Origin of the sequence: Corynebacterium kalidii (genome assembly GCF_022869005.1) — a bacterium.
Lineage (GTDB): Bacteria > Actinomycetota > Actinomycetes > Mycobacteriales > Mycobacteriaceae > Corynebacterium > Corynebacterium kalidii.
The window spans coordinates 370,551-384,951 of the sequence record NZ_JALIEA010000011.1 but is presented as its reverse complement, the minus strand read 5'-3'; the positions used below and the strand labels follow the sequence as shown (position 1 = coordinate 384,951).

The 14,401-nt window shown below is 69.4% G+C and carries 9 protein-coding genes and 1 tRNA gene; 4 read left to right on the top strand and 6 right to left on the bottom strand.

All coding sequences use genetic code 11. The features are described from left to right. Window position 1: 1 nt before the first annotated feature. Window positions 2-2,149 carry a PTS fructose transporter subunit IIABC gene (locus tag MUN33_RS04900; RefSeq protein WP_244803769.1) on the top strand — a complete coding sequence of 716 codons (2,148 nt, stop codon included), beginning with the start codon at window positions 2-4 and terminating at the stop codon, window positions 2,147-2,149. Between the two features lie 57 nt (window positions 2,150-2,206). Here the strand turns inward: MUN33_RS04900 and MUN33_RS04895 are convergent, their stop codons facing one another. From MUN33_RS04895 to MUN33_RS04885, 3 genes are all read right to left on the bottom strand, one after another. Next, window positions 2,207-3,466, bottom strand: a complete 1,260-nt coding sequence (locus MUN33_RS04895; RefSeq protein WP_244803768.1) for an acid phosphatase — start codon at window positions 3,464-3,466, stop codon at window positions 2,207-2,209. Window positions 3,467-3,846: 380 nt separating this feature from the next. Continuing rightward, window positions 3,847-3,920 (bottom strand) — tRNA-Met (locus MUN33_RS04890). Between the two features lie 199 nt (window positions 3,921-4,119). Beyond that, the gene (locus MUN33_RS04885) at window positions 4,120-7,200 is read right to left on the bottom strand and encodes a UPF0182 family protein (RefSeq protein WP_244803767.1); all 3,081 of its coding nucleotides are present in this window, start codon (window positions 7,198-7,200) and stop codon (window positions 4,120-4,122) included. Between the two features lie 160 nt (window positions 7,201-7,360). Here MUN33_RS04885 and MUN33_RS04880 point away from each other — a divergent pair, with 160 nt between their 5' ends. Next, the gene (locus MUN33_RS04880; RefSeq protein WP_244803766.1) at window positions 7,361-7,897 is read left to right on the top strand and encodes a PPA1309 family protein; all 537 of its coding nucleotides are present in this window, start codon (window positions 7,361-7,363) and stop codon (window positions 7,895-7,897) included. A gap of 2 nt (window positions 7,898-7,899) precedes the next feature. Here the strand turns inward: MUN33_RS04880 and MUN33_RS04875 are convergent, their stop codons facing one another. Beyond that, window positions 7,900-8,997, bottom strand: coding sequence for a YlbL family protein (locus MUN33_RS04875; RefSeq protein WP_244803958.1), 1,098 nt, complete (start codon window positions 8,995-8,997; stop codon window positions 7,900-7,902). Window positions 8,998-9,209: 212 nt separating this feature from the next. Here MUN33_RS04875 and MUN33_RS04870 point away from each other — a divergent pair, with 212 nt between their 5' ends. Further along, complete coding sequence (locus MUN33_RS04870) at window positions 9,210-10,691, top strand: zinc-dependent metalloprotease (RefSeq protein WP_244803765.1); 1,482 nt, start codon at window positions 9,210-9,212, stop codon at window positions 10,689-10,691. Here MUN33_RS04870 and MUN33_RS04865 read toward each other — a convergent pair whose 3' ends face one another. After that, on the bottom strand, window positions 10,692-11,276 hold the full coding sequence (locus MUN33_RS04865; RefSeq protein ID WP_244803764.1) for a M48 metallopeptidase family protein: 585 nt from the start codon (window positions 11,274-11,276) through the stop codon (window positions 10,692-10,694). A 100-nt stretch (window positions 11,277-11,376) separates the two neighbouring features. Here MUN33_RS04865 and MUN33_RS04860 point away from each other — a divergent pair, with 100 nt between their 5' ends. Beyond that, a complete protein-coding gene (locus MUN33_RS04860) occupies window positions 11,377-12,279 on the top strand; it encodes a TOMM precursor leader peptide-binding protein (RefSeq protein WP_244803763.1) in 903 nt (300 codons plus the stop codon). On the opposite strand, the gene MUN33_RS04855 is transcribed toward MUN33_RS04860, so the two are convergent. After that, entirely contained in the window at window positions 12,260-14,383 is a 2,124-nt protein-coding gene (locus MUN33_RS04855) for an ATP-dependent DNA helicase UvrD2 (RefSeq protein ID WP_244803762.1), read from the bottom strand. The genes MUN33_RS04860 and MUN33_RS04855 overlap by 20 nt on opposite strands. Window positions 14,384-14,401: the final 18 nt, after the last annotated feature.

Below are 14,401 nucleotides of genomic sequence, written 5' to 3'. Positions count from 1 at the left end.
CATGACCACACCCACCACGGGCGGTCCGGACGACCGCCCAGTCATCATCCCCGAACTCGTCTCCCTCGACGCCGACCTCCCGGCGGAGAAGGACGCGGTCCTCACCGAACTGGCGAACCTCCAGGTCGCCGCAGGACGTGCCTCCGAGACGACCCAGCTCCTCGCCGACATCCACGCCCGTGAAGAGAAGGCCGCCACCGGACTCCCCGGCGGTATCGCCATCCCCCACTGCCGCACCACCGCCGTCGACGGGCCGTCCCTCGGCTTCGCCCGGTTGCGGACGCCCACCGACTTCGGGTCCGACGAGACCGACAACCAGGGCAATCCGCTGGGCACCGACCTGGTCTTCATGATCCTGGCCCCCGAGGGAGCCGGCAGCGCACACATGAAGGTGCTGAGTACCCTGGCCCGCGCCCTGGTGAAGAAGGACTTTGTCGCCGCGTTGCGCTCGGCGGAGTCGGAGGAGGAGATCGTCTCCCTGGTCACCGCGGTCCTGGACAAGAAGAAGGCGAAGAAGGCCACACCCGCCGCTGCCGACGACGCCGACGGTGCCGACGCTGCCGCCGCCAGCCCCGCTGCAGCGCCGCGGACCGTGAAACTCGTCGGCGTCACGTCCTGCCCCACCGGCATCGCCCACACCTACATGGCCGCTGACGCCCTCACCCAGGCCGCCGACGCCAGGGACGACGTCGAGCTCGTCATCGAGACCCAGGGCTCCTCCGGGGGCGACAAACTCACCGCCGCGCAGATCGACGGGGCCGACGCGGTGATCTTCGCCCACGGTGTGGGGATCCGCGACATCGCCCGCTTCGCCGGCAAGCCCGTCGTCGACGTGCCGGTGAAGAAGGGCATCTCCGACCCCGACGAACTCATCGACCGCGCGATCGCCGCGTCCACGGCGGAGAACCCGCCCCGGGTGTCCGCCAGCGGCTCGTCCGACGACGGTGACGGCGACGGTGGTGACGGCGACACGAGCGTCGGCTGGGGCCGGCGCATCCAGCAGTCCGTCATGACCGGTGTCTCCTACATGGTGCCCTTCGTCGCCGCCGGTGGTCTGCTCATGGCCCTCGGCTTCGTGATCGGCGGGTACAACGTGTCCAACGTCTGGGACACCGTGGTCCAGGAGTTCTCCCTGTGGAACCTGCCGGGGCACCTGCCGTACACCCTCGACGGCTCCGAGATCGAGATGACCGACCGCTCCGGCCTCATGCTGTACCTCGGCGCGGTCTTCTTCGGCGGCGGTACGACGGCGATGGGCTTCCTCGTCGCCGCGCTGTCCGGCTACACCGCCTACGCCCTGGCCGACCGCCCCGGCATCGTGCCGGGCTTCGTCGGTGGCGCCGTGTCCGTCCTCGTCGGCGCCGGCTTCATCGGCGGCCTGATCACCGGCATCATCGCCGGCCTGGTCGCGATGTGGATCCAGACCTGGAAGGTCCCGCGCTGGCTCGGCTCGATGATGCCCGTGGTGATCATCCCGCTGCTGGCCACCCTCGTCACCGCCGCATCCATGTTCCTCGTCCTCGGACGTCCCCTGGCCGCGCTGATGGAGACCCTGCAGAACTGGCTGGCCGACATGTCCGGGTCCTCCGCGGTCATCCTGGGCCTGATCATCGGGCTGATGATGTGCTTCGACCTGGGTGGGCCGGTGAACAAGTCCGCCTACCTCTTCGCCACCGCGGGACTGTCCACCGGTGACACCGCCGCGTTCCAGGTGATGGCCGCCGTCATCGCCGCCGGTATGGTGCCGCCCCTGGCACTGGCCCTGGCCACGACGCTGCGTCCGAGTATGTGGAGCAACGTCGAACGCGAGAACGGCAAGTCCTCGTGGCTGCTGGGCGCGTCCTTCATCTCCGAAGGTGCGATCCCCTTCGCCGCCGCCGACCCCCTGCGCGTCATCCCCTCGATGATGGTCGGTGGCGCCGTGACCGGTGCCCTGTCCATGGCCTTCGAGGTCGGCAGCCGCGCACCCCACGGCGGTATCTGGGTCATGCCGCTGATGGAGAACTGGTGGGGCTTCATCATCGCCGTGGTCGCCGGCACGGTGGTCTCCGCGGTGACCGTGCTCCTGGTGAAACAGTTCACCGCCACGGAGCCGGAGGCCACCCCCGCGGAGGCCCCGGAGCAGGACCCGGCCGCTGCCTCCGCCTGAGACTGCCCGGGAACGACGACACCCCCACCATCGGTGGGGGTGTCGGTGTCTGCAGGGTCAGGCCGGACGACCGTTGACGGTCATCGCACCGCCCTGACCCACCTCGACGTCGGCGGTGAAGGCGGCGGCGAGGTTGATCCGCTGCCACCCCCCGGCCTCGCGACCCGACCGCGACGGGTCGTCCAACGGGTAGCCCGCCGGCAGAGCCGTCGCCGCCAGGACCCGGGCGCGCTGTCCCCAGTCCAGGTGCGGGAACGCCGTCACCAACAGTTCCGGGGCGCCCTGCGGCACGACGGCCGCACGGTCGGCGTCGTCCATCCTGGTGAGCCCGTGGGTCATCCTCTCGGTGTACTCCTCCACCGCCGCCGCAGTCGTCCGGTAGGGGGTGTCCGCGGCGACCGCGTCCGCCAGGGACGTCCCGGTGCGCCACTCCAGTTCCGCACGGATCTCGTCCCCGGCACGTGTGAGCACCTCCCGCATCCGCGGGTCGTTCCACCGGTCCGCGGCCGCGGCCTGCCCGGTCATCCGGCCGCCCGCGACGTCCAGCGGGTAGTGCACACCCATCACCATGCGGTTGTACCCGGCCTCCGCACCGCGGGCCAGCAGCTGGGGCGCCAACTCCGGCAGCAGGACCGCCAGCAGCGTCGTCGTCCAGACGGCCTGGTTGGTGTGCCCGGACGGGAAGGACGGCGAGTCCTCGAGGTCGTAGAGGTCCTCGTTACCGCCACCGGTGTGCTTCGTGATCCGGTCGGGCGCCACGATGAACGGCCGGTCGTAGCCGAAGATCTGCTTCTCGATCAAGGTCGAACTCGCCAGTCCGCCCGCGCGTGAAAGGTACCCGGAGTCCATCAGCGCCCGCGTCACCGGCAGCCGGTTCTCCCGGAGCGCGGTGCGCAGCTCCCCACCGAGGGTGGAGCCGAACGCGTCCGAGAGCGCGGTCATCAGGTCCCCGTCGTCGGCGGCGGCGTCGACCTGGGCCCGGCGCACGGTCTCCGCGTCGGCGTTGTTGTTGACCTCCACGACCGTGTCGAGGTTCTCCTTCATCACCTCCGGGTGGTGCGCGCGGAGGTCGTCGAAACCGCTCACGACGTCGTAGTAGATGCCGCCGTTGTAGGAGCTGAGGTCAGAGATGTACCACCCGTAGTCGGCCGGGGACAACGGCTTCGGGACCGGTGCGCCCGGGTGCTGCACCGGCGGGAGCGTGGCGGGCAGGTACTCCCCCACCATGTCCGGCACCGGGGCCGCACCGGCCGGGACAACACCCACCCCGGCCGCTAATGCCACGGTCAGTGCTGGTGCGATACTGGCGCAGGCCATTCGGCGGATGGTTGTCTGGCGGGCGGACGGCGACACCGCGTTCTCCTCAGTCAGTCAAGCCCCACAGGGCACCCGGAACTGTTCCCGGCCAGGTAATCGTACGTCGCGGCGGTGTACGGGATGTGAACATTCAGTGGATCCGGGAAGAAATGCCTACTGCCGGCCCACAGAACCAAGCCGACTGCGACCTTCGCACTCCATAAGTATGCTATCCACACAAACGCCCTGGTCAGATTCCTAACACCGGCTTATGGGGTGTAATATCGGGAGGCTGGACGCAGCCAGGCTCCGACCCCCGCCGGATAAACGGCCCGCCAACGGTCCATACGCAGAAGTGCAGGCCACCGGATTTCTCCGGTGACCTGCACTTTCTTTCCTAGTAGCGGGGGCAGGATTCGAACCTACGACCTCTGGGTTATGAGCCCAGCGAGCTACCGAGCTGCTCCACCCCGCGACGGGTAACTGATCAGAACCGGACTTTTCCGTCCCGCTCTCTCAGCGACTCCATTAGTGTAACGCGGAGTGCCGAGAATGTGAAATCGTGTCTCCGCGCCACTTCCCACCCAGACAAAAATGCAGCGCACCGGGGGTTTCCCGGTGCGCTGCCCCGCTGTTCACCCGGCGGAGGACAGGGTGTCACGGACTGATGCGGACTACTGTGCGGCGCCCACCGCTTCATCGAGGGCGTCGAGGGCCCGTCCGAACTCCTCGAAGGTGCCGTTCTCGCGGGCGTCGTTCACCCGGTCCATGGCGTCGCGGATCGCGGACAGCTGCTCGTCTGTCGGCTCGGAGCCGCCGTTCGAGCCCGACCCACTGCCCGACGACGGTGCCTCGGAGGTACTCGTCGGCGACGACGTGGTCGTCGAGTCCGAATCGCTGTCGGAGTCGTCCCCTCCGGCGGCCGCGGCGTTCTCGTCGGCGGCCTCACCACCGGACTCGGCGATCTCCGTCGCCGCGTCCGGGTCGATGCCCACCTGCTCGAGAGCCTCACTGATCGTCGGCGCGTAGCCGACCGACCCGTTGTAGCTCACCAGCACGCGCAGCAGCTTCGGGAACGCCGACTCCTGGTCGGCACGCTGCGAGTACACCGGCTCCACGTACAGGATCTGGCCGTCACCGACCGGCAGGGTCAGCAGGTTGCCGTTGGTCAGGGTGTTCGTACCCTCCAGCAGGGTGCGCTCCCGGGCGATCTCGTCGGAGGACATCATCGTGTCCTGCGCCTGCTTCGGACCCTGCGTCTGGGTGTTCGTCGGCAGCTGCCGGACATGGATCCGCCCGTAGGTCTCCGGGTCGGAGCTGACCGTCATGTGTGCGGCGAGGAACTCACGGCGCAGACCGCGGAACGGCGTGATCAGCTGGAAGCTCGGCCGGTTGGTCTCCGGGTCCGTGGCCACCACGTGGTACGGCGGCTGGGCGAGCTCCTGACCGCGCTCGGGTGCCGTCGGGTCACCGGGGACGGACCAGAAGGCGTCGTTGGTGAAGAAGGTCCCCGGGTCGTCGACGTGGTACTTCGCGATCAGTTCACGCTGGACCTTGAACAGGTCCTCCGGGTACCGCAGGTGGTCCATCAGCTCGTCGCTGATCTCCTCCTTCGGCTTCACGACGTCGGGGAAGACACCCTCCCACGCCTTGAGCACCGGGTCCTCTTCATCGAACTCGTAGAGGTCGACCGAGCCGTCGTAGGAGTCGACGACGGCCTTGACCGAGTTACGGATGTAGCTGACGTCGTTGGTGACGGCGCGCTGCTGCGACGCCGGGTCCTCGGTCAGTGCGTCCTCGGTGGCGGCGTCGAGCTGGGTGCGCTCGGAGTACGGCAGGTTCTCGAGGGTGGTGTACCCGTCCACGATCCACTTGATCCTGCCGTCGATGACGACCGGGTAGGTCTTCGAGTCCGTGGTCAACCACGGCGCGACCTTGTGGACGCGCTCACGGGGGTCACGGTCGTAGAGGATCTTCGACTCGTCGCCGATGACGTCCGACAGGAGGATGTTCATCTCCTGGAACTTCGCGGCGTACATCGCACGGTGGAAGATGTTCGAGACATCCACTCCCCCGCTGCCTGTGTAGGTGTACTCGGAGTTGTCCGTGTCGTACTCACGCGGGGTGCCGGACCCGTCGTCACCGACGATGGCGTAGTCGGCGTTGACCGCGTCAGCGCCGGCGATGACCGGGCCGAAGTAGATACGGGGCTGTTCCATCTCGAGGTCCAGCTCGCCGGTCTGCCGCTCGGCCTCCATGTTCTGGAGGTCGGCGACGGTGTAGATCGGGTAACCGCCACGTGCCGACGCCGCGTCCTGCGCGACCTCGTCCACGGTGTTCGCCGGCGCGGCGATGAAGCCGTTGCCGTGGGTGTAGACGGTGTGCTGGTTGATCCAGTCGGTCTGGTTGCCCGACAGCGCGTTCGGGTCGATCTCACGGGCCGCGACGACGAAGTCGCGCATCTCGCCGTCGACCTCGTAACGGTCCACCGAGAGCTCCTCGGGGAAGCCGTAGAAGTTCCGCAGCTGCTGCTGCTGGGTGAACGTCGGTGCCAGCACGTCCGGGTCCAGGAGGCGGATGTTCGACAGGGTCGCGTCGTCGTCGGCGATCGAGCGGCGCTCGCTGGCGTCACCGGAGGTCTGTCCACCCCAGTTGCGCTCGTAGACGACCTGGCCGTCCGGGTTCTCGTAACCGTCGCGGGCACTGTCCGTCGCCGTCTCGATGCCGTACGCCTGACGCGTGGACTCGATGTTCCGGGCGATGTACTCCCGCTCCTTCTCGGCACGGTTCGGGTTGACCGAGAACTGCTCCATCACCGCGGGCCAACCGACCCCGATGGCCAGGTTGGCGACGACCATTAGTGCCACGGCGAGGGCCGGGATCCGCAGGTCCTTCAGCAGGATCGAGCTGAAGAACATGGCGGCGACGAACAGCGACACGACGAGCAGCAGGATCTTCGCCGGCAGAATCGCGTTGATGTCGGTGTAGGAACCACCGGTGAAGGTCTCGTGCCGGTTGTTCAGCAGGGCGTAGCGCTGGAACCAGTAGTCGACCGCCTTGAGCAGCATCCAGATGCCGGCGATGATCGCCAGCTGCCGGCGGGCGGGGGTCCCGATCCGCGCCTTCTCCCCGACACGGGGGTTACCCGTGCTGATCGTCCCGAGCAGGTAGTGCGCCAGCAGGTTCACCAGGAACGCGACGATGACCAGCAGGGACAGTGTCCCCAGCACGAAGGTCAGCATCGGCAGGGTGAAGGCGTAGAACCCCAGGTCCATCTGGAACTGCGGGTCCTTGATTCCGAAGTCGCCGCCGGACAGGAACAGCCGGACGGACCGCCAGTTACCCTGCGCGACCATGCCGGTGACCACACCGGCGATCAGCGGGACGATGACGAGGAAGGGGCGGATCGCCTTACGGATCTCGGCCCGGTTCACCGTCAGCGGGGAGTCACCGCCGCCGAGGCCGATCTCCGAGATGTCGGGGAAGTCGGACTCCTTCGGCGCCGCCCGGAACGCCGCGAAGCAGGCGCCCCAGACGATGGCGGCGGCCACGAACCCGAACACGATGAACAGAATCACCCGGGTCACGAGGACGCTGAAGAAAATGGCCTGGAAGTCGATCGACCGGAACCACTGCAGTTCCGTGTAGTTCGAGACCAGGACCGGGACAAGGAAGAAGAGCAGAGCGATCACGACGGCGACGGTGCCGAGGATCTTCGATCTGCGTCCTGGTTTTGGGATCTCCGGGATGCTCAAGGGTTCAGTTCTCTCCTGCTGTCGGTCATGAGAGTCGGGCCGACCCCGGGTTCCGGCGGGGATGACGCCAGATGCACGGACTGTCGGATGCCGACGACAAAACTGTCTGGGTCTAGACTACTGTCCGCACCCTGCCGCCGTCACCGTGAGGCCCTCCTAGATGAACGCCAGTAACCCCCCGGGCGATATCCGCCCGCTCAACGCCGCCCTCCGCGAAGCCGTGGATTTCGTCCACGCCGAAGGCTGGGACCGTCCCGCCACGCTGTTCGCGCTGGTGCCGGCCGAGCTCGTCCAGGACGCCATCGCGTCCGGGGACAACGACGGCGACGACGCCGACGCGCCGCTCGCCCTGGTCGTCCAGGACGACCTGCCGGACCACATCCGCCCGGGGTCCGACGAACTCGGCGAGTACATCGCCACGGTCCGCTGGCCGGAGGTCGTCGTCGGGGCGGTCCTGGCGCAGGAGATCATGTTCCGCAACTCCGCGGACCCGGAGTCCACACCGCGTCAGGCACGGATCTTCACCGGGGTCATCGACGGCGGCCCCGACCGGACGCTGCTCCAGCTGCGCCCGTCCGAGGACGACCTCGACGCCGACCCGTTCGCCGAGGACAAGGTGGAGCTGCTCGGCGGGTTGGACGGGGCGGAGATCGCCCCGGGCGTCACCTCGATGCTGCGCTACACCTTCGAGGACTGAGTTCAGCCGCAGGTCGGGGCGTCGTCCCCGTTGTTGTACTTCTCCAAGGCGTCGACTGCACCCTCGAGGGAGTCGACGGACAGCAGGTCGATGTCGCCGTCGTAGGACCGTCCCGTCGCCTCGCTGCAGTTCCCGGCCGGGACCAGGAAGACCTCGGCACCGGCGTGCTCGGCGGCGGCGATCTTGTGGGTGATGCCGCCGATCGGGCCGACGGAACCGTCGGCGGAGATCGTCCCGGTCCCGGCGACGAACTTGCCGCCGCTGATCTCCCCCGGGGACAGTTTGTCCACGACGGCCAGGGAGAACATCAGCCCGGCGCTGGGGCCGCCGATGTCCTTCAGGTTGTACCGGACCTTCAGGTCACCGGCGGGCTGCGCCACCATCGTGACCCCCAGGTAGGCACGGTCCGATTCGCCGGCGTCCTCGGCGGCCGACGCCCCCGGCCCGTCCCGCAGCTCCTCGGGCACCTCGCCGAGGGTGACGGTCTCGGTCAGCTCGTCCTGTCCACGGCGCACCGTCAGCTCGACGTCGTCGCCCGGGGCGTGCTCGGCGACGGCGTCGGCGACGTCGGAGGGCAGCGTCACCTCCGTGTCGTCCACGGCGGTGATGACGTCGTTCACCCGGAGCGTGCCGGCGGCGGGTGCGTCGTCAGCCAACTCGTAGACCGTCGTCTCCAACGGACGGCCGAGATAGCCCATCGCGGCGACCGTCGCATTGGACTCCGAGGCGGCGAAGGCCGCGGCGTTGCGCCGGGCGACCTCCTCCGGGGTGGAGTCCGACGGGATGACCTGCTCGACGGGGACGATGGTGTCGTCGCTGCCCAGCCAGCGCTTCATCGTCTCGGCCAGGCTGAGCTTGGTCCGCACCGCCACCGTGGTCATGTTGAGCTGCCCGTCCGACTCCGACAGCGCCTCGTCCAGCTCGGCGTCGGTACCGGTGACGTCCACCACCGGTGTCCCGTCGACCTCACCGAGGGTGTCGAACGTCGGTCCCTCTCCCTCGGCGGCGAACGGCACCGTGAGGTTGACTTCCGTCCCGGGGATCGTGGGGACCGCGAGCAGCGCCACCAACGCCACCACGGGCAGCAGCCCGACGACCACGGTGCGGAACCTGCGTCGGCCGGCGGCGGTCGACGCCGGGTCGCCCGGACCGGAGGGGCCGGGCGAGGCGGAGGGGGCGGCGCTGTCGCTGTAGGGGGGGATACTGGAACTCACCCCGGACACTTTACAGCCCGTCCCGGACATCGGCGGTGTTCGCTGTCAGCGCACGGACGACGGTGGGGCCCGTGGGAACACCCGGGTAGTCTCGTGGCATGAGCAATTTCGGATTCGGTTCCAACGGCCCTGACGATGAGTCCGACGACGAGCGTCGGCGGCGGGAGAACGAGAACGGGCGCTCCGGCAACGACCCGTTCGGATTCGGAGCGAACCCGTTCGGCATGTTCTTCGGCCCGCAGGGCGGACCGGGCAACCAGGGCAGTCACGGCGGCCCGCAGGGACCGGGTCTCGGGGACATCCTCAACCAGTTCGGCTCGATGCTGAGCGGCTTCGGCAGGGACATGAACTCCCCGGACGCCCAGGGGCCGGTGAACTACGCCCTCGCTGAACGGATCGCACGCCAGCAGCTGTCCGGCAGCGCGGCGAAGAGCAGGCCCGCCGCCAAGGACAGCCAGGCCGTCGCCGAGTCCGTGCGCCTGGTGGAACTGTGGCTCGACGAGGCCACGACGCTGCCCGCCGGCGCAACCGGGTCCGTGGCGTTCACCGGCCCGCAGTGGCTTGACGAGACGCTCCCGCGCTGGAAGCGTGTCATCAACCCCCTCGCCGAGAAGCTGGGCGACGCCACGATGGAGGGCATGCCCGAGGAGATCCGGTCCCAGATGGGCCCGATGATGGGGATCTTCAGCCAGGTCAACGGCATGAACTTCGGCATGCAGCTCGGGCGTGCCCTCGGTGAACTGGCCGGCAGCGTGGCGATGTCCACCCAGTGGGGCATCCCGCTGGCGGAGGGGTCCGTCGCCGCCATCGCCACGGACCGGCTCGACGACCTGTCCAGGAAGCTCGGCGCCGAGCGTCGCGAGACCCTGATCTACCTCGCCGCCCGTGAAGCCGCCCACCTGCGCCTGTTCCAGCACGTCCCGTGGCTCGTCGAGCGCGTGATCCTCGACGTCGAGGAGTTCGCCACCGGACTGAGCCTGGACAACTCGGCGCTGGAGGAGGCCAGCCAGGAGTTCAACCCGGAGATGCTCGGCGACCCGGAGAAGCTGCAGGAGATGATGTCGCAGCTGCAGAACTCCGACCTCTCCCCCACCATCGTCTCCTCGACCGACCACGCCCGCGTCCGGCTCGAGACCAGCCTGTCGCTCATCGAGGGCTGGGTGGACGTCGTCGTCGGCGAGGCACTCGGTGAACGGCTGCCGGTGGCCTCCAGCATCGGGGCCGCCTGGTCGGTCTACCGGGACAACGACCAGCCCGGCATGGAGTCGCTGGTGAAGACCGTCGGGATCAGCCTGGCCGCCCCCAAGGCCTCGGAGGCCGCGGAGCTGTGGCGCCGGCTGACCGTCGCGGTGGGCACCGAGCGCCGCGACGACATCTGGAACCACCCCGACTTCCTGCCCGTCGACACCGACCTGGACTCCCCCGCCGGGTTCATCGACTCCGTCCTGGCCTCCCAGGAGGAGGTCGCCGGTTTCGACCCCATCGGCGAGATCGAGCGTCTCGAACGCGAGCTCAACGAGGGCTTCGACGCCCCCGACGACGGGGATAACGGGGATACCGGGGACAGCGACGACAAGTAGTCAGTCGACGTCGCCGGACTCCTCGCCCCGTCCGACGCCCCACCGGCCGTAGGCCTCCAGGTACCCCGCAGCGCGTTCCGCCTGCGGGGCTTTCGCCGCCCAGGCGTGGAAGTTGGCGCCGTGGTCCGGGATCCAGGTGTGCACCAGTTCATGGATGATCACCGAGTCCAGGACGTACCCCGGCACCTCCTTGAGGCGGTCGGAGACCCGGATCCGGCCGGTGTCGACCGAACAGCTCGCCCACCGGCGTGTCATGTTCCCGACCCACCGCACGCTCCGGAACTCCGCACGCCCCTCCAGGTACTTGTCGTTGAGCTCCGCCGCGCGGAGCAGCAGGTCCTCGTCGGACGCCTGTCCGGCAGCCGCGCTGTTGCGGCGCCGTATCCGTTCCACCAGGTCGGTGGTGCTGCGCCGCAGGTTCGCCGCGTCCATGGACATCGGGGCGAGGACCACGACCCGGCCCCGTTCCATCCGGCCGGCGATGGTGCGCTCGCGACGGGCGGAGAGGCGGATCTCGACGTCCGGGGCGAAGTCGTCGACGACTTCGAGTTGCGCCCGCGTGGGGGTACGCCGCCGTCCTGCCATGAGTCACCTTCCGCGGTCTCGTCGACCTGCTGCACAGTGCCGGGAACGCAGGCTACACTGTGCGTGTCGAGAGCTTGTGTGCCAGTCAGGGGGATTTTACATGACATCGACCGTCGTCGGGGGCGGGAACATGGTGATGCTGAGGGACGCCACGTCACTGATCCTGCGTTCGCCGCACCACCTCCAGTTCGGGACGCTCCCCGGTCATTCCCTGGTGCTCACCATGCCGACCGGGGTGTCCGCCAACCAGGTGATGCTCGTGCTCCGGGAATCGATGCGCCCGGTGGCGGCCACGGAGCTCGTCGACCGGCTCGGGCACTGCGGTTTCTCCGCCGAGCACGCCGCCGGTGTCCTCGCCGACCTGGTGTCCGCCGGCCTGCTGCGCCCCGTTCCGCACACGGCCACGTCCGTGCACGTCACCGGCCCGGCGGCGATGTCGACCGCGCTCCTCCGGGACCTGCTCCGCCGTGGTGTCACGGCCGCGACGGTCACCCCCGGTGCCCCGGCGTTCGGCCGCCTGGGGCCGGAGTCACTCGTCGTCCTCGCCGGACAGCTCTTTCCCCCGCAGGACGTCACCCGCCGGCTCATGGCGCAGGGGGTGCCGCACCTGCCCTGCGGTGTCGTCGACGGCAGGGTCGTGGTCGGTCCACTCGTCCTGCCCGGCACCACCCCCTGCCTGACCTGCCTCGACACCCAGCTGCTCAGCGAGGACCCGGAGTGGCGGCTGATCCGGGCCCAGTCGCCCGGCAACGTCGGACGGCCCGGGCCGGGGCTGACCGACCTCGCGTCCTCCGTCGTCGCCGAGGTCGTCAGGGACGCCCTGGGCGCCGGGACGCCCACGGACGCGCGGCACCTGGACGGGCTGGTGGACCGCCGGTTCCTCGACCCGGTCACCCTGGACACCTCCCGGGTGACGCCGCTGGCGCTGCGGGGGTGCCCGTCCTGCCGGGCTGCCCCGGTCCGGCACACCGCGCCGGCGGTGGTCAGCGGAAGTTCCGGATGATGCCCAGGATGTCCTCCCCGAACTGATCGACCTTCATCGGCCCGATCCCGGGCACCTGGACCAGTTCCTGCGCGGTCGTCGGCGCGCGGTGGCAGACCGCACGCAGCGTCGCGTCACTCATGATCACGTAGGCGGGCACTCCCCGCGAGCCGGCCAGGGAGCTGCGCCACCGCCGCAGCTCGGTGACCAGGACCTGGTCGACCTCCGCGGCGTGGGCGTCGCACAACCCGAGGATGCGCTGCTCCGGCGTGGTCAGGCGGGTACCGCAGTTCTCGCAGGCGTCCCGTGGTTTCGCCTTCGGGCCGCGCTGCTGCGACTGCCGGGACGGCAGGGCCTGCTGGGCGGCGGCGCGCTCGGCCTCCCAGGGCACCATGCCGTCGAGGAAGCGTGTCCGTCGCCGGGTCGCCTTGCCCCCGGGCTGGCGGGCCTGCGACCACGACAGGTGGAGGTGCTCCCGGGCGCGGGTGACCCCGACGTAGAGCAGCCGGCGTTCCTCCTCGATGGCGTCCTCGGAGTGCGAGCCCTTCAACGCATGGCGGATCGGGACGGTGCCGTCGACGAGCCCGACGAGGAACACCGCGTCCCACTCCAGGCCCTTGGCGGCGTGGATGCTGGCCAGGGTCACCCCCTGCATCCGCGGCGGGTTCTTCGCCTGGGCGCGCTCCTTGAGCAGCCCCATCAGCCCCGGCAGGTCGAGCCCCGGGGTCGTCGTCGCCAGCTCGGCGGCCAGGTCCACCAGGGCGCTCAGCGACTGCCACCGCTGGCGTTCCTGGGCACCTTCCGGTTCCGCCGGTGTCAGGCCGACCGGCAGCAGGACGGCCTTGACCTGGTCGACGAGGTGGCCGGACGGCCCGTCGGCACCGGCGTGCACCTTGCGGGCCGCCTGGCCGAGCGCCTGGACAGCCTGCCGGATCTCGGCACGCTGGAAGAACCCGTCGCCGCCCTTGACCTGGTAGGCGATGCCCGCCTGGTCGAGGGCGTACTCGAAGGCGGCGGACTGCGCGTTGATGCGGTAGAGCACCGCGATCTCCGCAGCGGGCACGCCCTGCCTGATCAGTGCGGCGATGCGGCGGGCCACGTCGTCGGCTTCGGCGGTCTCGTCCGGGTACTCGGTGAACTCGGGGTCCGGCCCCGGCGCCCGCTGCCCCTCCAGCACCAGGCGGGTCCCGGCCGCCCTCCCCTTCGCCTGCCCGATGACCCGGTTCGCCAGATCCACGACCTGCGGCGTCGAGCGGTAGTCACGGTGCAGGCGCACCGTGGTGGAGTCGGGGAACCGCGTGGAGAACCGCAGCAGGTGGTCCGGGGTCGCCCCGTTGAAGGAGTAGATCGTCTGGTTGGCGTCACCGACCACGGTGAGGTCGTCCCGTGGGCCGAGCCAGGCGTCCAGGAGCCGCTGCTGCAGCGGGGTCACGTCCTGGTACTCGTCGACGACGAAGGTGCGGTAGCGTTCCCGGAACTCGTCGGCGATGCCCACCTCCGACTCCAGCAGTCCGGCCATGGACTGCAGCAGGTCGTCGAAGTCGAGCAGGACCCGGTCCGGGGTCGCCTTGGCCTGCTCGTACCCCTCGAAGATCTTCACGAACTTCTCCGGGTCCACCGGGCAGTCCCGACGGTCCGGGCCGATGCGCGCCGGATAGGAGGTCGGGGCGACGAGGGACGCCTTGGCCCACTCGATCTCACCGAGCAGGTCGGCCAGCATCGTACGGTCGGGTTCCAGGCCGACGGCACGGGTGATCCGGGCGACCAGCGGGAACTTCGAGTCCAGCAGCTCCCACGGGGTGTCGCCCATGACCTTGGGCCAGAAGTACCGCAGCTGGTGCATCGCGGCGGCGTGGAAGGTCTTGGCCTGCACCCTCGCCACGCCCATCATGGTGAGGCGTTCCCGCAGTTCCGCGGCCGCCCGGTTGGTGAACGTCACCGCGAGGACGTGGTCCGGGTTCACGAAACCGCCGGACACCAGGTGTGCGATGCGGTGGGTGATCGTCCTGGTCTTGCCGGTGCCGGCGCCGGCGATGATGCTCACCGGACCGCGCGGTGCGGTGGCCGCCCGGAGCTGTTCGGGGTCCAGTGCGTCCAGGTTGAGCTGGTCGAGTCGTCCTGACACGGTGGGTGTTCTCGCCTC